The organism is Rufibacter sp. JT20002 (genome assembly GCF_056491185.1).
The window spans coordinates 508,195-526,712 of record NZ_JBSZJY010000001.1; the positions used below are offsets into that span (position 1 = coordinate 508,195).

Genomic DNA, 18,518 nt, shown 5'->3' on the forward strand with positions numbered 1-18,518 from the left:
TTCCTTTTTTCTGCCTATTCTATTTGCGGGCAACAATCCCGACTCTTGATTTTCCCGTACTTTTCAGAAAATACCCTTAAAGAAGATTTACTTAAAAAGGCAGCAATATTTAAGCTATCTCACTAAAAATGAGAAACTAACATTTCAATCCCTCTAACCAGGATTGGGGAGGTACCCTCGTTTAAAAATTGTTTCCTTAACTTTGCTTTATGGAATTCACAGTACAACAGATTGCTGATCTTCTCCAAGGCCAGGTGCAGGGAGACGGAAACGCCAAGGTGAACAGACTGGCGAAGATTGAAGAAGGTACCCCCGGGGCTCTTTCCTTCCTGTCCAATGCAAAGTACGAGCCGTATCTCTATACTACTGGGGCTACGGCTGTTATTGTGGCCAAAACCCTGGAGTTAAAGCAAGCTGTTTCTGCCAACCTTATTCTGGTAGAAGACCCTTATTCCTCTTTCTCTACCTTACTGGAGGTTTACCAGCAGGCAGTGGCCGCCGCCCGCCAAGGCGTGGAAGAGCCTTGCTTTATGGGAGAGAATTCCACTATCGGGGAACGCCATTATAGAGGCGCTTTCTCCTACATCGGTAAAAACTGCAAAATTGGATCAGGGGTGCACATCTACCCGCAGGTGTACATTGGTGATAACGTCACCATTGGCGATAATACCATTCTGTTTGCCGGGGCCAAAGTGTATTCAGATACCTTCATTGGGAACTCCTGCACCATCCATGCCGGGGCCGTAATTGGCAGTGACGGTTTTGGCTTTGCCCCTCAGAAAGACGGTTCGTACAAGGCCATTCCGCAGATTGGGAACGTAGTATTGGAAGATCACGTGAGCATTGGGGCCAATACCACCGTAGATTGCGCCACCATGGGTTCCACTATCATCCGGATGGGCTCTAAGGTGGACAATCTGGTACAGATTGCCCACAACGTGGAGATTGGGCAACATACAGTAGTGGCCGCTCAAACTGGAATCTCGGGATCCGCCAAAATAGGAAACTACTGCACGCTAGCCGGCCAGGTAGGCATTGTTGGTCATATTTCCATCGCAGACAAAACCATTGTTGGGGCTCAATCTGGTGTTTCCAAAACAATCAAGGAGACCGGTACCTTTATCCAGGGATCGCCTGCGTTTGACTATAAACAAAACCTGCGGGCCTTATCTATTTTCCGGAAACTCCCCGAGTTACAGAAACAGGTAGAGGAACTCAGAGAAAACCGTTAACTTTAGCCCCTCTTTACCTATTTAGTGCTTCATGAACGATAAACAGCATACCATAAAGGCACCGGTGACGGTTTCTGGGATTGGATTGCATACGGGAGTGGTGTCAAATATGACGTTTTTGCCAGCTCCCATCAACCACGGGTATAAATTCCAACGCATTGATTTGCCTAATCAACCCATTGTTGATGCCGATGTAGACAACGTTGTAGACCTCTCCCGCGGAACCACCATTGAACAGAACGGCGCCCGGGTGAACACCGTGGAGCACGTATTAGCCGCCTTGGTTGGGTTAGAGATAGACAACGTTCTCATCCAGATTGACGGACCTGAGCCTCCTATTATGGACGGTTCTTCCATCCTGTTCGTGCAACCATTATTAGAGGTTGGCCTGGAAGAACAGAATGCCCTGCGTAACTTCTTTGAAGTGCCTGAGGAAATCATGTTCCGAGATGGTTCCCGCGAAACCGAGATCGCCATCCTTCCCCTCGATGACTACCGCGTGACGGTGATGGTAGATTACCACTCACCGGTTCTAGGCTCCCAGCACGCTTCTTTAACTGATTTGCGTCAGTTCAAAGACGAAATTGCTTCGTGCCGCACGTTCTGCTTCCTGCATGAGTTGGAGATGCTTTTCAAGCAAAACCTGATCAAAGGCGGTGACCTAAGCAATGCCATTGTGGTGGTAGACCGCGTGGTGGAAGAAAACGAATTAGACTACCTCTCTGACCTTCTCAAAAAGCCGAAAGTGGCCGTGAAGAAGGAAGGAATTCTAAATAACGTAGACCTGCGCTACAAAAACGAGCCTGCCCGCCACAAACTTCTTGACCTGATTGGGGATTTAGCCTTGGTAGGCCGTCCGTTGAAAGGCCAGATTCTGGCAGCTCGCCCGGGACACGCGTCTAACGTGGCGTTTGCTAAGAAGATCAAGAAGTACATCAAGGAGTCATCGGTGAAGAACGTACCCGTGTACGATCCCAAGAAGACTCCGGTGATGGACATCAACCGCATTGAACAGACTTTACCGCACCGTTACCCCTTCTTGTTGATTGACAAGATTATTCACTTGGATGAAACCACGGTGACCGGCGTGAAGAACGTGACCATGAACGAGTCATTCTTCCAGGGCCACTTCCCGGGCAACCCAGTGATGCCGGGCGTAATCTTGATTGAGGCCATGGCTCAGACCGGTGGTATTTATGTATTGAGTACTGTTCCAGACCCAGAGAATTACTGGACCTACTTTATGGGCGTTGACAAATGCCGTTTCCGCCGAAAAGTAGTTCCCGGAGATACCATTATTTTCAAATGCGAACTGTTGGCACCTATTAAGCGTGGTATTGCCAGAATGCAAGGGCAAGCCTACGTAGCAGGGCAGTTGGTGATGGAGGCCGAGATGTTAGCAAGTATCGTAAGAAAAGACGCATGAATCAGCCATTAGCTTACATCCACCCCGAAGCCAAGATTGCCACTAACGTAGTTGTTGAACCGTTCACTACCATCTCCAAGAACGTGGAGATTGGCGAAGGCACCTGGATTGGCCCCAACGTGACCATCATGGAAGGCGCCCGCATTGGCAAGAACTGCCAGATTTTTCCAGGCGCGGTGATTTCGGCTCCGCCTCAGGACTTGAAGTACAAAGGCGAGCCCTCCACGGTGTCTATTGGTGACAATACCATCATCAGAGAGTGCGTGACTTTAAATAGGGGCACGGCTTTAGATAAAAATACCACTGCGATTGGCTCAAACTGCCTGATTATGGCCTATGTGCACGTTGCCCATGACTGTATCATTGGCAACAATGTGATTGTGGCAAATGGCGTGCAACTAGCGGGTCACATTGTAGTGCATGATCACGTTTTTATTGGCGGCACCTCGGCGGTTCATCAGTTTGTGAGCATCGGGGCGCATGCGATGGTGTCTGGCGGATCTTTGGTGCGCAAAGACGTGCCTCCGTTCATCAAGGCAGCACGTGAGCCATTGTCTTATGCTGGCGTTAATTCCATTGGGCTGCGCCGCAGAGGCTTCACGAACGAGCAAATCACCGATATTCAGCAAATCTACCGCATTCTGTTCATGAGCGGCCTGAACACGGCCTCAGCGGTAGAGAAAATTGAGATTGACTTAGCGCCTAGCTCAGAACGTGACGAGATTGTGAATTTCGTGCGTAATTCGGGCCGAGGCATTATTAAAGGCTATCAACGCGATGCAGATTAAGCTTTCCTCTTTAGGCAAGCGCTTTAATTACGAGTGGATTTTCCGGAATCTGTCCTATGAGTTTGTCTCAGGCAAGGCGTATGCCGTGCTGGGGCATAATGGGTCCGGGAAATCCACTTTGCTTTCTATCCTCAGCGGATTCCAGCTTCCCTCAGAAGGTTCTATTTCCTATTCTTCAGAAGGGAAAGAAATTCCGGTGGATGAACTGTACCGCTCTCTTTCGATGGCAGCCCCGTACCAGGACTTACTGGAGGAATTCACTTTACAGGAGATGATTCAGTTCCACACCCGCTTCAAGGCTTTACGCGGCATCACTCCCCAACAACTCCCCGACCTTCTTCAACTGCAGGCCGCCAAACACAAATTGGTGCGGGACTTTTCCTCGGGCATGCGCCAGCGCCTGAAACTAGGCTTAGCCATTTATTCCGACTCTCCCCTTTTATTACTGGACGAGCCCACAACCAACCTGGACCAATCGGGTGTAGCGTGGTACCTGGAACACCTGGAACGAAATCGGCAAAACCGTTTGGTCATCATCGGCTCCAACGTGCCGCATGAGTACAGTTTCTGTGACGAGCAACTGCCCATCAATGAGTTCCACTACAAAGCCCCTGAGCGGAAGAGAGGGTAAATTTTCGCATAAAATCTCAATGGCATATGTAGGGGCAATCCCTTGTGGTTGCCCTTTCTGGTTCTATCGGCAGAGGGCAACCACAAGGGATTGCCCCCAACATCCTAACATTATAGCCTCGAAACACATGAACTATGGCGCGGAAGTTACTTCCGTGACTACCTTTTCTTAAGTCACGGAAGTAACTTCCGCGCCATAGTTGCTTTAAGGCTCCTTTTAGAAAATCAGCCCATAAACGCAGAAATGAAAAAAGCCACCCAAAGGTGACTTTCCCATATATGTAGTAAGATGGCGCAGATACGTTTATAGAACAGCTAACAAGCAACAATGTTTACTCGTTAGCCGGATACATTTCTGGTGGCTCTTTCTCTTTCGTTTTGACGATAAACGGCCTGAGTGCCTCGGTTTCATCTAGGTACAAAAAGGCATCGTAGCGCTCTGGAATGATAGTGGGCACGTAATTGCCGTATTTCTCTCGATTAGGATCGTACACGACACCAATGGCGCGGTGAGCAATCTGCTGGCGGACTTCACTGATCTCGCGGAGTTCACGAGAGAGCAAAAGCTTATCGGTAGCCCCCAGATTGTGCAGCCAGTCCTCCCAGGAACCTTGACGGGCGGGCGGAACTTCCATCTTTTTCATGGGCGCACCCCAGGAGTCTCCCGCAATGACAGAGCCTTCATAGGAGCCAAATCCGGCGAGGTACACATTCTCTCTTCCGTACTGTTCACGGGCCAATTGCCCGATGTTTACCATTCCGGCCCGGGCCATATCGGTGTAGCGGGCATCTCCGATGTGGGTGTTGTGTTCCCAAATGATGGCTTTGGAATTGGGTCCGTGGAATTCCAGCAAACGGTTCAGAGTCTCCATCATGTGCCCGTCGCGCACGTTCCAAGAATTGCCGCCGCCTTTTACCATGGCTTTGTAGTACCGCTCGGCGTTTACCGCTACCAAGGCATTCTGCTCGGCATCAAAAACGGCTTCGGGGTTGCCGGGTTCTTCCCGCTCCCGTTTACCCAGTTCCTGCAGCATGGAAATTACTTCGTCCTCGCAATCCTCTGAGACGTAAGCTACGGCTCGGGCGTATTCCTGTGGGTCTGAGCTGTAGGGTTCAAAGCATTTGAATGCTTCCTTGGCGGCTTTCACAGCATGACCATCCTTCTTTTCAAGGTACTTCATGATTTGCTGCAGCGAGCCCCAGAGACTGTAAACATCTAGGCCATAAAAACCAATTTTGTTTGTGTTAGGTCGGTCATTATTTTCTTTGAGCCACTCCACCAGGGCCGCTACTTCCCAGTTGCCCCACATCCAGGTAGGCCAGCGGTTGAAGTGCTTCAAGATGTCAGACACTTTGGTGCCTGGTTTGCAGTAGCCACGGATGAACTTATTAATCTGGTAGCAATCTGGCCAATCACCTTCCACTGCAATGAAGGTGAAGCCTTTCTCTTCTATGAGGCGCTTAGAGATGGCAGTACGCCAGCCGTAGTATTCAGAGGTGCCGTGCGAGGCTTCTCCTAACATCACAATACGGGCATCTCCAATATCGTCCAGCAGAATGTCTAAATCAGCTTTGTTCTCCAGCCGGTGGTACGGCAGTTTTGAATAAGTCATGGAATTTGAGGGAAATATGAACTCCCTGCCTTTTACCCCGCATTGGTTTTAAAAGTTTACTTGTTTTTAGCCTATTTTTTCAGAAAAAGGTCAAAAGCGCATTTGACGTAGAAAACCGTTCTTAGAATAACTAAATTCCACTACCTCACTTTCACCTACTTCCACCTGCCTGTTACTATTTCCTAAACTTATAAAAAAGGCACAGCTTCTACATACCTTTCATAATCACTGATATACAGTTTCTTCTAGTGATAAAATCGACAATTCCTAGGGGTTCAAATTATCTCCAAATGCCTGCTTGAGTTATTGGCATACTTTAGAAAAACAGAAGCAAAAAAGGGTAGCTGCACCAAGTACAGCTACCCTTTCCTATCAGTTTATTCCAACTTATTGTCTTGACCCGAACACGCGCTTGAGAAGCTCTGTGGTGCGGGCAATCGGGTTTTCGCGGATGTTGGCTTCCTCCTGGGCTACCAGCGTGAAAAGGCCATCAATGGCTTTCTGAGTGGCATACGACTCTAAATTAGGATCTGCTTTTTTCACCAGCGGAATCTTATTGTAGCGGTTCACCAACTCTGAATAGTACCTGGTGGCATTCACTTTGTCCAACGACTGGCGCATGATTGGGCTGAACGCCGAGTTCAGTTGGCTGGTAGTAGTGCGCTTTAAGTATTGAGTAGCCGCATCGCGCTCGCCGCGCAGGATGTTCCAGACATCGCTGAAGGTTAATTGCTTGATGGCGTTCAGGAAAATAGGCGCGGCACTTTTGGCGGCATCCTCGGCCCCGCGATTCAGGGTAAGAATGAATTTGTCAACCTCTGAACCTAAGCCAATGGACCGGAGTGTGTTTTCCACGCGCTGTACATCGGGCGGAAAAGGAATTCTAATGAGGCTGTTCTTGTAGAAACCATCGGTCTGGGAAGCTTGGGCGGTGCCTTTGTTAATACCCTGTGAAAGCGCCTGCTTTAAACCCGAGGACACTTCAGATTGGGTAAGTGCTCCGGTTTGTCCGGTCTGGCCGGTTTGCTGCGCCACCGCACCTAAAGCTTGCTCTATTTGAGCGGTGGTGCAGGAAGTCAGTCCAATTAAAATAAGGCTGCCAAAAACAAAAGCCCGGGAGACGAGTTTCTTCATACGTGCGTACATGTTTATTACTTTTGATCTAGGATGGTTGAAGGGGCATACGCATAAATCAAGCCAAATAAATGAAAAAGGAAATATCGGCAGAAATCATGACCATTGGCGATGAGCTGCTGTACGGTCAGGTCATTGACACCAACTCTGCCTGGTTAGGCCAGGAACTTGGCAAGATAGGCATCAGGGTAAAACAAATCACCAGCATCTCAGACAACCCAGACGCCATCACTGAAGCCCTGACCCAAGCCATCTCCCGCGCCGACGTGATTCTGATAACCGGCGGCTTAGGCCCTACCAAAGACGACCTTACCAAGCATACGCTGACCCGTTACTTCAACACGGAGTTGCAACTGCACCAACCTTCGCTAGACGATGTGGAGGATATCTTTAGGAAATATAACCGTCCTATGTTGGAGGTGAACCGGCAACAGGCATTTCTGCCGGCTTCCTGTACGCCCGTGCGCAATGTGCTGGGCACCGCCCCGGGAATGCTGTTCCATGAGCAGGATTCCGTCATTGTGTCTATGCCAGGCGTGCCGTTTGAGATGAAGCGCATGGTCACAGATACGGTTCTCCCCTATCTAAAGCAGCATTTTGCGCTGCCCCAAATTATCCATAGAGTGGTGCAAACCATCGGGATTGGGGAATCCTTCTTGTCCGAGAAAATCGCTGATTGGGAAGATAACCTGCCGTCTAATATAAAGTTGGCTTACCTACCTCACCTAGCCGGGGTGCGCCTGCGCCTTACCGGTTTCTCTCAAGATGGCCAAGACCTGGTAGCCCAACTGCAGGAGCAGGTAGACAAGTTAACGACCCTCATTCCAAACAATATCTTTGCCTACGGTGAAGTCCCTTTGGAAGAGGCCATCGGTCAATTACTGAAAGGACGTAATCTCACTATTTCTACTGCCGAGAGTTGCACCGGCGGTTTGGTGGCTCATAAACTCACCAGTGTGCCCGGCAGTTCAGCGTACTTCCTAGGCAGCGTAGTAGCCTACAGCAACGAAGTCAAGAAAGCTCAGTTAGGTATACCTGCTGAAGTCTTGGAGCAGCACGGCGCCGTGAGCGAAGAAACAGTGAAGGCCATGGCCCAAGGCGTGCGCCAACTCCTGAAAACCGATATTGGAATTTCAACCAGCGGCATAGCCGGACCAGACGGCGGCACCCCTGAAAAACCCGTTGGCACCATCTGGATTGCCTACGCTGATGCGCACCAAACCATTGCCCGTAAAATCAACTACAACAAAACCCGCCAGCTCAATATGGAGTACACCGCCCTGCAGGTCTTAGACCTAGTTCGGCAAAGTTTATCCAGACGGGTTGAGGAATAGGTAAAAAAACCTAAATTTGCCTAACAACAGTTAGGTTCACAGGAATCAGTTGCGGCATTACAGTAATCATTCGCTGTTTTTCTGTAACATTGTGCATACCTGTTCTCTTACCTGACTGTGGTATTCTGATCCCTGTAACCTAAAAAACTGATTTTCTTATACTATGGCTCTTGTAGAAATGGTGATGCCCAAAATGGGCGAAAGTATCATGGAAGGCACCGTGCTGAAATGGTTAAAGCAAGTGGGCGACACCATTGAGCAAGATGAGTCTGTGCTGGAAGTAGCCACTGACAAGGTAGACACTGAGGTACCAGCCATCCAAGGTGGTGTTTTGAAAGAGATACTGGTACAAGAAGGCCAGGTAGTAGCCGTAGGAGCCCCTATCGCGGTAATTAGCACCGGCGGTGATGACCAACCCGCTTCGACAAGCCCTGCCCAAGCAGAAGCACCTGCAGCCCAACCGGCGACTGCTCCGGCAGCTCAGCCAGTTCAGGCCCCTGAAGCAGCAGTCCAAACGACCCAACGTTTAGAGCAACCCGCCTCCGGAAGATTCTATTCTCCGTTAGTGTTGAACATTGCCCGCGAGGAAGGCATCTCTATGCAGGAGTTGGAATTCATACCAGGTACCGGCAAAGAGGGCCGTGTTTCTAAAAAAGACATCTTAGATTACGTAGCTTCCCGCCAAGCTGGTGGAGCTCCCGCTGCTGCACCTCAACCGGCAGCTGTTGCAACTACACCACAGGCTCCTGCTCCGCAAGTCGCACCACAACCACAAGCTGCTCCTGTTGCTCCTGCTGCCCAGGTTTCTACCGCTCCGGCCCAGTCGTACAGCGGCAACGTAGAGATCATAGAGATGGACCGTATGCGCAAGATGATTTCGCAGCGCATGGTGGACAGCAAGCGTATCTCTCCGCACGTGACTTCCTTTGTGGAGGCCGATGTGACCAACATTGTGAACTGGCGGAACAAAACCAAAGACGCTTACAAGAAACGCGAAGGCGAGAACCTCACCTTTACGCCTATCTTCATTGAGGCCATCGTGAAAGCCATCAAGGACTTCCCGATGATCAACGTAAGCGTGGACGGTGACAAAATCATCAAGAAGCGTGACATCAACATCGGGGTGGCCGTGGCCTTGCCTTCTGGTAACCTGATTGTGCCCGTAATCCACAACGCGGACCAGATGAATCTGAATGGCATCTCTAAGCGCCTGAACGATTTGGCCAACCGTGCCCGCATCAATAAATTGACTCCGGCTGATTTAGCGGATCCTACCTATACCATTTCCAACGTAGGTTCTTTCGGTAACGTGATGGGTACGCCTATCATCATGCAGCCCCAGGTAGCCATTATGGCCGTAGGTGCGATTAAGAAGAAGCCAGCCGTGATTGAAACTCCGGAAGGCGACTTAATCGGTATCCGTCAGTTCATGTTCCTGTCGCACTCCTATGACCACCGAGTGGTAGATGGTTCTTTGGGTGGCATGTTCGTTCGCCGCGTAGCAGATTACCTGGAAGCTTTCGATCCGAATACCAGTATCTAATTTGAAAATGGGGAGATTTTAAAATCATCTCCTCTAAAAGAAAGCCTCTCCTCTGCTGGAGGGGCTTTTTTGTTAGCTGATTAGGGCTTGTTTTCTTTAAACCGGCTGCAAACCAGAAAGACACAACCCACTTTAGTTGAATATAGTAAAAGTCTTATCTTACCTGGACTTGCTACTTCACCAATCTTATGAAAAACGCCCTCCTCTTACTTGTAATAGCCTTCTTGTTGTTTCTGGCAATATTCTTCTACTGGAAACGAAGCCAGGCCGAAAGTCAGTTAGCCATAGCTAACGAGCGCATCACCAGTTTAGAGCAGCAAGTCGCCCGGTATTCGCGACCGGCACCAATAGATACGCTCCAGCCGGCCCAACCACAACAGCCTATACAAGAGACTCCGGAGACCGTTGAAAAAGTAACGCCGCCTGAGTCTACAACCTTTGAAGAAGAGATTGGTGCTCTCACTGAGACTGATATCCGGCGTTTGAAACGCAAAGGCCTTAAAAACCCCGAAGCAGATTTGATGAATGACCTCATGCGCAAGCAAAAGTCTGTTTTAACTACCTCCGGCACCATGGGCGGCACCATGGCAATCCAGGACATCCGTATTTTAAATGACCGTCATGCCCTCGCCTATTTTGAAGACGGTCACAATGGCGGTTATGCTCTACTGCGGTACTCCGTAGAAAACGGCGCTATTACCTGGACTAAGCTTGACTCTTATTCTTTGTAATCTTTTTAACCTGTTTTCAAGAAATTGAGGCAATAGATATAAGCAGGTTTGAGCCTTTGATAAAGTTCTTAAAACGAAAAGCTTTGAAAACGAAAGCGGCTGCCCCATCAGGAGCAGCCGCTTTCGTTTCTATTTAGTTGAAGGTTATTCTGTAGGAAGAGCATTTAAGCTTTGCTCCAAGGCAGCAATCTTTGCCTCGGCGTCTGATTGCTTTTTGCGCTCTGCGCTGATTACCGCTTCCGGGGCTCCGCTCACAAAACGCTCATTGCTTAGCTTTTTTGCCACGCTAGCCAGGAAACCTTTGGTGTAGTCCAGTTCCTTCAAAATGCGTTCACGCTCAGCGGCGGTGTCAATGTTGCCTTCCATCGGGATGAAGAATTCAGCGCTTTCTACCACGAAGGACAAAGCGTTATCCAATGGCTGTTCGGTTTCCAGTATCTCGCTTAGGTTCGCTAGTTTGCTTACCAGCGTCTCATAGCCTGCAATGGCGTTTTTGCCTTCTACCAAACGCACGTATAGCGCCAGCTTTTTAGCCGGAGAGATATTCTTGCTGTTCCGCTGATTCCTGATTTGCCCTACTACGTTCAGCACGTAATCGGTTTGCTTGAGCAAGTCTGCATCTACGCGGCCTTTTTCTGGCCAGGCAGCAACTACCAGGCAGTTTTTAGGCGCACGCTCTGCCATGGAGTTCCAGATTTCCTCGGTGATAAACGGCATAAACGGATGCAGCACTTTCATCAGCTTCTCCAAGAATTCATTGGTGGCCTGCAACGTAGCCGCATCAATGGGTGACCCGAAGGCGGGTTTAATCATCTCTAGGTAATTGGAGCAGAAATCATCCCATACCAGTTTATACACTGTTAGCAACGCATCCGAAATGCGGAATTTGTCAAAGTGGTCTTCCAATACGTTCAGCGCCTCGTTGAACTTAGAGTCAAACCACTTGATAGCTTTCTCGTTCGGGTTGGCCAAAGTCTCGTCTACTTCCCAGCCGTTAATCAAGCGGAAGGCATTCCAAATCTTGTTGCTGAAGTTACGGCCCTGCTCGCAGAGTTTCTCGTCAAACAACAGGTCATTACCGGCCGGTGAGCTGAAGAGCATGCCCGCACGAACGCCATCGGCGCCGTACTGCTCAATTAACAGCAGCGGGTCTGGCGAGTTACCCAGGGATTTGGACATTTTGCGTCCCTGCGCATCACGCACGATACCGGTGAGGTAAACGTTCTGGAACGGCAGCTCCTTGCGGAACTCATAGCCGGCCATGATCATACGCGCTACCCAGAAGAACAGAATTTCAGGAGCCGTTACCAGGTCATTGGTAGGATAATAATACAGGATATCCTCGTTGTCCGGGTCTTTGAAACCGTCAAATACTGAGATAGGCCATAACCACGAAGAAAACCAAGTATCCAGCACGTCTTCGTCCTGGCGCAAATCAGTTATTTGCAGTTCTGGGTTGCCGGACTTGGTGCGGGCTTCTTCCAGGGCTTCCTCAGCGGTGCGGGCTACTACAAACGTGCCATCGGGCAGGTAGTACGCCGGAATCTGTTGTCCCCACCACAGTTGGCGCGAGATACACCAGTCGTGCACGTTCTCCATCCAGGAACGGTACATGTTCTTGAACTTGGCCGGGTGCAGCTTGATGGTGTCGTTCATCACGTTTTCCAGTGCGGGCTTGGCCATCTGGTCCATTTTACACCACCACTGCATAGAAAGCTTGGGCTCAATCACGGCATCGGTACGCTCAGAGAAACCAACGTTAGAAACGGAATCCTCTACTTTCTCTAACAGACCTTGAGCATCCAAATCTTTGGTGATTTTCTTGCGCACCACGAAGCGGTCTTCGCCTACGTAGAGGCCAGCACGCTCATGGATGGTTCCGTTGTCGTTGAGTACGTCAATGCTAGGCAGGTTATGTTTCTGGCCCAGTTCGTAGTCATTGATGTCGTGTGCCGGGGTTACTTTCAGCACCCCCGTTCCGAACTCGCGGTCTACGTATTCGTCAAAAATGATAGGAATGGCCCGGTTCACCAACGGAATAATGGCTTTCTTGCCCGCCAAATGCTTGTAACGCTCGTCTTCGGGGTGTACGCAGATGGCCACGTCGCCCATGATGGTCTCGGGGCGCTTGGTAGCTACCGTTAACACTTCGTCAGAGCCCTCAACCCCGTAGCGCAGGTAGTACAGTTTGCCGTTTACTTGCTTGAAGTTTACTTCCTCGTCAGACAGCGCGGTGAGCCCTTGAGGGTCCCAATTCACCATGCGTACTCCGCGGTAAATCTGGCCTTTGCGGTACAGGTCTACAAATACCTGGATTACGGCATCGGTCAAGGCAGGCTCCATGGTGAAACGGGTACGATCCCAGTCGCAGGAGGCGCCTAGTTTTTTCAACTGCTCCAGAATGATGCCGCCGTATTTCTCTTTCCACTCGAAGGCGTATTGCAGGAACTCCTCGCGGGTCAAGTCACTTTTGCTGATGCCTTTTTCCTTGAGCATGGCTACTACGCGAGCCTCCGTAGCGATGGAGGCGTGATCCGTACCAGGTACCCAGCAAGCCTCTTTTCCTTGCATCCGGGCCCGGCGTACCAATACATCCTGAATGGTATTGTTGAGCATGTGGCCCATGTGCAGCACGCCAGTTACGTTGGGCGGCGGAATTACCACGGTATAAGGCTGCTTTCTAGGGTTGGGTTTGGACTTGAAAAAGCCGCGCTCCAGCCAGGTGGCGTACCACTTGTCTTCTACTTCTTTGGGGTTATAGGTCTTCGGAATGGACATCTTAGATACTATGCTAATGTGTTAATGTGCTGATGTGCTATGCTCACAGCACCGGCACAAATCACGGGTAGCTGCAAAAATAGCAAATTAGCCGATGTGAGTTATCAGTTATTGGTCGGCTCTGCGGGAAAGCTCCTGTTTTCAGGCGGTTTTCGGAAAAACAGGGAAGAAACGTAGAAGTTGAAGTCATTCGAAGGACCTTCGGACACTACGAAGTCTTCTTCCGCTTGCGAAAATGCCGGCAAGCGTTTCGGCCTATTTTTGGTAAAACAGCCACATAAGGCAAGAAAACAAAAAACCCGCACGAGGCGGGTTCCTGAATAGCTTTCAAGAAAAGATTAGCTTGCGGCGTGCAACCACTCTTTCTTGGCTAACAAGGCTTCCTCGGTCTCGCGGTAGTCCGGGTCATCGACGCAGCAGTCTACAGGGCAGACGGCCGCGCACTGAGGTTCCTCGTGGAAACCGCAGCACTCGGTGCACTTGTCAGAGACTATATAATAGAATTCGTCGGAAATGGGCGGTTGCGGGGCTTTGCCGTCTACCGTTTCTCCACCGTCAATTTCTACCTTGGTCAGAGATGTACCATCACCCCAGGTCCACTGAACACCACCTTCGTAGATGGCCGTGTTGGGGCACTCCGGCTCACATGCGCCGCAGTTGATACACTCATCCGTGATCATTATTGCCATAATCGTATCTCCTGTTTCTTTTTTGTAATTTTGCACCTCTATATAGGTACGCCATTATACGCGCAAAAGTAATACGTAGCGCGCATTGTATCAAACGTTTCTCACGCACCCACTGTTACCTCTTCATGCTAACTTTAGAAAATAGACTTTCCGCATTCATAAAATTAGGCGATTACCTCCGGAATCTTCCGCAGGAGGAGCGCGAATACCTGGCCCGCCGGGCGGGTCAGCACAATAACTTCTTTGACTTACCTAATGTTTCAGCGGCGTTGGAAGGAATTGCCAGCATGCTGGAAGAAGACCAACTGACTGCTTGGGTAGCCCGCTACGACTTGCCTCAGGTGAACGATGCTCATAAAAAAGTAGGCGTAGTGATGGCCGGGAACATTCCGGCGGTGGGTTTCCATGACGCGCTGTGCATTCTGCTGGCTGGGCATATTCTGCAGGCAAAACCAAGCTCCGATGATCCTTTCCTGATGCCCCACCTGTTGAACAAGCTGACCGAGATTGAGCCCGGCTTCCAGGAGCAGATTCAGTTGGTGATGATGCTGAAAGAGTCAGATGCCATTATTGCTACTGGTTCTGACAACACCGCCCGCTATTTTGAATACTACTTCGCCAAGCGTCCGCACATCATCCGGAAGAACCGCACCAGCGTGGCCGTGCTCACCGGAAAAGAGACCAAAGAAGAATTGACCGCCCTGGGCGATGACATACTGCGCTACTATGGGCTAGGCTGCCGCAATGTGGCCAAGGCGTTTGTGCCTGCCGAGTATGATTTCACGCCGTTCTTTGAAGCCATGGAGTACAAGAAAGAGGTAGTGAACCACCACAAATACCAGAACAACTACGACTACAACAAGTCTATTTACCTGGTGAACGGCGTGCCGCACCTGGACAACGGCTTCCTGATGGTGACCGAAAGCCAGCAACTGGTCTCCCCTATTTCGGTGCTGTTTTATGAAACCTACGCCAATGACGAGGACCTGACCCAAAAGTTGGAGACCATCCAGGAGAAGCTACAATGTGTGGTTTCGCAGGAGGCGCTTTGGCCCAACAGCTACGCCTTCGGGCAGGCACAATGCCCGTCCGTAAGCGATTACGCGGATGGCGTGGACACCATGGAATTCCTGAAGAACCTGTAAATTATTTTAGGGCTATTTTCCAGAAAATAGCTTTATAACACCATTTTGGACTCGGTTAACTGTTTTTACGTAGACTTATTGTGTTAAATACCGTTTGTAGATGTAAGAAATTCTTTCTTCATTGGTCCACAGACTAACACCAAACACGCGTACCATGGAAAATAACACCGTGCTCCATTATCAACTGATTGAGAAGGAAAGTATTCCGCAATTACAATTTGGTCATGATGATGTCTTACAGAGTAAAGAGTTGAAAGTAAAACGCCAACATGACCTGGACCGGGCCAGTAGGCTAGGAAACGGCTACCAAGGCAAAGTGGAACTTACGTTTCAGGTCGCTACCGGCGATATTCTGCGCGTACAAACCACTATCTGGCAAGCCGACAAGGAATTCACCACCATCAAATCAGGGGTCACTTTGCCTACCCACTCCATTCTAGGGGTAGAATTCTTCTAGAGGAGAAGTACCTGGCTCCCGTAGGCAGGTTTATCACTTTCTCTTAAAGCGATCAGTTTTTCTCTAACCTCATACATGCGAAAGGCCTTTGGTGCAGAACCAAAGGCCTTTCGCATGTATGAGGAAATGCATTAAATCCGGTCCAACACTTTCAGGATCAAATCATCAATCACCTGGTCGGCGTTTTGGGCAAACTGATGCGTGATGCGGTTGGCCACGATGGCGTTCAAGGACAACACCTCATGGCCCAACAAACGGCCCAGGCTGTAGATGCCGGCGGTCTCCATCTCAAAGTTGGTGAACATTACATCTTCAAACCGGAAATTGCTCAGTTTTGAGATCACATCCTCAATTTTGGGCTGTAACCGCAGCAACCTTCCTTGTGGCGCATAGAAGCCGGGGCACGTAAAGGTGTTTCCGTGGATCATGTCAAACCCAATCTGCTCCCGCAGGATGTCAGAGCCCTTGGCGCAGTACGGTAAAAACCCTAGACCCAAGGCTAACTGTACGTTCACCGCGATCTCTGTTTCGTAGCCAGTTTCCATGAGCGGGTAAAACTGCATGAGCGTGTCCAGTCCCAGCGCATACTCTGTGGCCAGATGGCTCCCCAGCGGAACATCTTCCTGCAGGGCTCCGGAGGTACCAATACGCACAATCTTCAGGGAAATGCGATCATCATGCTCCAGCGGCTCCCGATTCACAAAGTCAATGTTCACCAACGCATCCAGCTCGTTCATGACAATGTCAATGTTGTCGGTCCCGATGCCGGTGGAAACTACCGAGATGCGTTTGCCTTTGTAGTAGCCGGTGTGGGTCACGAACTCGCGCTTGGCTACCTCCACCTCAATAGAATCAAAATGGTGGCTCACGCGGGCCACGCGGTCCTGGTCACCTACGGTGATGATGGTATCAGAAATCTGCTCAGGCAACAGGTTCAGGTGGTAAATGCTGCCATCGGCGTTCAGGATCAATTCAGACTCAGGAATTCGGGCCATAGTTTCATAGTTTAAGGTGGGACAAAAGAACAATGCGTTCTATTCAAGCAACCGCTTTTCAGCACCGCCGCTTTAAGTAAATGTATAAAAAAAGCGCCACTTGAGCCTTGCAGCAATAAGTGGCGCTTTCCTATAAAGTAGTATCGTTTACACGGCCTTTGGTTGCTCCGTTTTGCGGCGGTTTAAGCCTTTGTACGGGTTGTAGCCGTTCGTGTTCTTCTGGTAATAGCCCGTTCCGTCATACGGACGCTTATCTGGGTGCTCCTGGCAGGTAGTAGAGCAGGCACCGTCCATTTTGGTACCGCAGCTCTCGCAGATGGGCACGTGCAGGTTACAGTGTGGGTTGGCGCAGTTCACCATCCTGGCCGAAGGCGTGTCACACACGTGGCACTTGGAAATCACCACGGGGTTCACGGTATTCACATCCACAGCTACGCGGTTGTCAAACACGTAGCACTTGCCCTCGAAGTCTTCTCCGCCGGCTTCCATGCCGTACTTGATGATGCCGCCGTGCAGCTGGTACACGTTCTCAAATCCTTTCTCCAACAGGAATGCGCTGGCTTTCTCGCATTTGATGCCGCCGGTGCAGTACGTCAGGATCTTCTTGCCTTCGTACTTCTCTTTCAGCTCATCAATCTTCTCCGGAAACTCCCGGAAGTTCTCAATGTCCAGCGTGACGGCGTTTTTGAACTTGCCCATGCTGTGCTCATAATCTGAGCGCACATCCAACACCACTACGTCTTCCTGGTCTTTCATCTCTTTGAACTCCTGAGGCGATAGGTGCACACCGGTACGTTCTGTTGGGTCGATGTTGCGAAGACCGGCATGCACGATCTCAGGCTTGTGGCGCACGTGCAGCTTGGTGAAAGCGTGCTCATCGGCGTAGTCCACCTTGAAGTCGATGTCGTCAAAACGGGGATCAGCTTTCACAGCCGCCATGTAGGCTTCGCAGTCTTCTACCAGGCCAGACACCGTTCCGTTTAACCCCTCTGGGGCGACGATGATGCGGCCTAACAAATTCAGTTTAAGACACAGCAAGTGGTGCTCCTCGCGGAACAACTCTGGGTCTTCAATCTTAGTGTAGTGGTAATAGAGTAAGATACTGTACTTTTTCATACGGCTTAGTTTCAGACTAAGTGTAAACTGGATGTTATTGGATACTTGATACTAGACGTTAGACTTTGTCATTATAGTTCCTCCGTCATTTCGAGGCAAATTTAGGGAAACCACTCCTAAACAGAAAATGACGAAAATCAGTCCTAAGTTTATCCTTTCAGAACTGCAGGAATCTAACAACGACCGTCCCATTTAAACAGGCTTGGCAGGATTACCGAAAACGGTTTGCTTTGCAGCGACATCCGCTATCACCACGGCTCCGGCACCTACGCGAGCGTTTTTGCCAATCTTCACGCCAGACACGATCACCGCTCCGGTTCCAATGAAGGCTCCCTCGGCGATGGTCACTCCGGCGTTTACCATTGCCCCAGCGCCTAACTGCACATGGTCTGCTAACTCGGCATTGGCATCTACCACGGCCCGTGCCCCAATGATGCAGTTATCGCCTACTTTGGCATTGGAGTTGACGATGGCACCTGCCTGAATGAAGTTTCCGTGCCCTAACCATGCGTGTTCTGAGACATAGCTGAACTTATGGATGGCATTCACCGGAACCACTTTGTAGTCTTCCTTCAGCATGTTGGTCAGACTTTTGCGGGCGGCGTTATCCTCGGCGGCCACAAATACATCGCACTTCTTCCCTAACAGTTTCAGGATATTTTCATCCTCGGTGTTGCCCATCACGGTGATTTCGTTCACCTCCTTCTGCTGCAGGGCTACCTGATCATCCAGGAAACAATACACCACTACGTCGTTGCTCTGAAAGGCATCCAAGGCCAAAACTCCCAGTTCCTGGGCACCTAATATGATTACTGGATTTTGCATAAGCTTCTTTTACAAATCGATTATTCTTCAAGGCGAATTGCCCTCCCCTTCTATACTTAAGAAGAGTACCGCTTTTGTTTAG

General features: G+C 50.0%; 16 protein-coding genes. 9 read left to right on the plus strand and 7 right to left on the minus strand.

Translation table 11 applies throughout. The annotated features are described in order from the left end of the window. Positions 1-209 precede the first annotated feature (209 nt). From lpxD to ACW9SV_RS02075, 4 genes are read left to right on the plus strand one after another with little or no spacing between them, the layout of a single operon-like run. Positions 210-1,232 (plus strand): UDP-3-O-(3-hydroxymyristoyl)glucosamine N-acyltransferase, encoded by a 1,023-nt coding sequence (lpxD, locus tag ACW9SV_RS02060; RefSeq protein WP_479555074.1) that lies wholly within the window; start codon positions 210-212, stop codon positions 1,230-1,232. A 31-nt stretch (positions 1,233-1,263) separates the two neighbouring features. Continuing rightward, positions 1,264-2,658 carry a bifunctional UDP-3-O-[3-hydroxymyristoyl] N-acetylglucosamine deacetylase/3-hydroxyacyl-ACP dehydratase gene (locus tag ACW9SV_RS02065; RefSeq protein ID WP_479555075.1) on the plus strand — a complete coding sequence of 465 codons (1,395 nt, stop codon included), beginning with the start codon at positions 1,264-1,266 and terminating at the stop codon, positions 2,656-2,658. Then, complete coding sequence (lpxA, locus tag ACW9SV_RS02070) at positions 2,655-3,446, plus strand: acyl-ACP--UDP-N-acetylglucosamine O-acyltransferase (protein WP_479555076.1); 792 nt, start codon at positions 2,655-2,657, stop codon at positions 3,444-3,446. The genes ACW9SV_RS02065 and lpxA overlap by 4 nt, the downstream gene beginning before the upstream one ends. Then, positions 3,436-4,077: an ABC transporter ATP-binding protein gene (locus tag ACW9SV_RS02075; RefSeq protein WP_479555077.1), complete on the plus strand. Its 642-nt coding sequence runs from the start codon at positions 3,436-3,438 to the stop codon at positions 4,075-4,077. The genes lpxA and ACW9SV_RS02075 overlap by 11 nt, the downstream gene beginning before the upstream one ends. Positions 4,078-4,408: 331 nt before the next feature. Here ACW9SV_RS02075 and ACW9SV_RS02080 read toward each other — a convergent pair whose 3' ends face one another. Continuing rightward, positions 4,409-5,689 carry an erythromycin esterase family protein gene (locus ACW9SV_RS02080; RefSeq protein WP_479555078.1) on the minus strand — a complete coding sequence of 427 codons (1,281 nt, stop codon included), beginning with the start codon at positions 5,687-5,689 and terminating at the stop codon, positions 4,409-4,411. Positions 5,690-6,076: 387 nt separating this feature from the next. Then, a complete protein-coding gene (locus ACW9SV_RS02085) occupies positions 6,077-6,823 on the minus strand; it encodes a DUF4197 domain-containing protein (RefSeq protein WP_479555079.1) in 747 nt (248 codons plus the stop codon). A 71-nt stretch (positions 6,824-6,894) separates the two neighbouring features. Between ACW9SV_RS02085 and ACW9SV_RS02090 the strand changes: the two genes are divergently transcribed. From ACW9SV_RS02090 to ACW9SV_RS02100, 3 genes are all read left to right on the plus strand, one after another. Further along, positions 6,895-8,157 carry a competence/damage-inducible protein A gene (locus ACW9SV_RS02090; RefSeq protein WP_479555080.1) on the plus strand — a complete coding sequence of 421 codons (1,263 nt, stop codon included), beginning with the start codon at positions 6,895-6,897 and terminating at the stop codon, positions 8,155-8,157. A gap of 163 nt (positions 8,158-8,320) precedes the next feature. Then, complete coding sequence (locus ACW9SV_RS02095) at positions 8,321-9,700, plus strand: dihydrolipoamide acetyltransferase family protein (protein ID WP_479555081.1); 1,380 nt, start codon at positions 8,321-8,323, stop codon at positions 9,698-9,700. Between the two features lie 188 nt (positions 9,701-9,888). Next, positions 9,889-10,431 carry a hypothetical protein gene (locus ACW9SV_RS02100; protein ID WP_479555082.1) on the plus strand — a complete coding sequence of 181 codons (543 nt, stop codon included), beginning with the start codon at positions 9,889-9,891 and terminating at the stop codon, positions 10,429-10,431. A 144-nt stretch (positions 10,432-10,575) separates the two neighbouring features. Here the strand turns inward: ACW9SV_RS02100 and ACW9SV_RS02105 are convergent, their stop codons facing one another. Both ACW9SV_RS02105 and ACW9SV_RS02110 read right to left on the minus strand, forming a co-directional pair. Next, entirely contained in the window at positions 10,576-13,209 is a 2,634-nt protein-coding gene (locus ACW9SV_RS02105; RefSeq protein WP_479555083.1) for a valine--tRNA ligase, read from the minus strand. 338 nt (positions 13,210-13,547) lie between these two features. Beyond that, positions 13,548-13,898 carry a 4Fe-4S binding protein gene (locus ACW9SV_RS02110; protein ID WP_149089117.1) on the minus strand — a complete coding sequence of 117 codons (351 nt, stop codon included), beginning with the start codon at positions 13,896-13,898 and terminating at the stop codon, positions 13,548-13,550. A 125-nt stretch (positions 13,899-14,023) separates the two neighbouring features. Between ACW9SV_RS02110 and ACW9SV_RS02115 the strand changes: the two genes are divergently transcribed. Continuing rightward, on the plus strand, positions 14,024-15,043 hold the full coding sequence (locus ACW9SV_RS02115; protein WP_479555084.1) for an acyl-CoA reductase: 1,020 nt from the start codon (positions 14,024-14,026) through the stop codon (positions 15,041-15,043). A 154-nt stretch (positions 15,044-15,197) separates the two neighbouring features. After that, complete coding sequence (locus ACW9SV_RS02120) at positions 15,198-15,500, plus strand: hypothetical protein (protein WP_479555085.1); 303 nt, start codon at positions 15,198-15,200, stop codon at positions 15,498-15,500. 131 nt (positions 15,501-15,631) lie between these two features. Here ACW9SV_RS02120 and ACW9SV_RS02125 read toward each other — a convergent pair whose 3' ends face one another. The 3 genes from ACW9SV_RS02125 to ACW9SV_RS02135 all read right to left on the minus strand — a co-directional run bounded on the left by ACW9SV_RS02125 (position 15,632) and on the right by ACW9SV_RS02135 (position 18,436). After that, the gene (locus tag ACW9SV_RS02125; RefSeq protein ID WP_479555086.1) at positions 15,632-16,495 is read right to left on the minus strand and encodes a nucleoside phosphorylase; all 864 of its coding nucleotides are present in this window, start codon (positions 16,493-16,495) and stop codon (positions 15,632-15,634) included. A gap of 147 nt (positions 16,496-16,642) precedes the next feature. Then, positions 16,643-17,611, minus strand: coding sequence for an oxygen-dependent tRNA uridine(34) hydroxylase TrhO (gene trhO / locus ACW9SV_RS02130; RefSeq protein WP_479555087.1), 969 nt, complete (start codon positions 17,609-17,611; stop codon positions 16,643-16,645). Between the two features lie 192 nt (positions 17,612-17,803). Beyond that, positions 17,804-18,436, minus strand: coding sequence for a NeuD/PglB/VioB family sugar acetyltransferase (locus ACW9SV_RS02135; protein ID WP_479555088.1), 633 nt, complete (start codon positions 18,434-18,436; stop codon positions 17,804-17,806). Between the last annotated feature and the right edge of the window lie 82 nt (positions 18,437-18,518).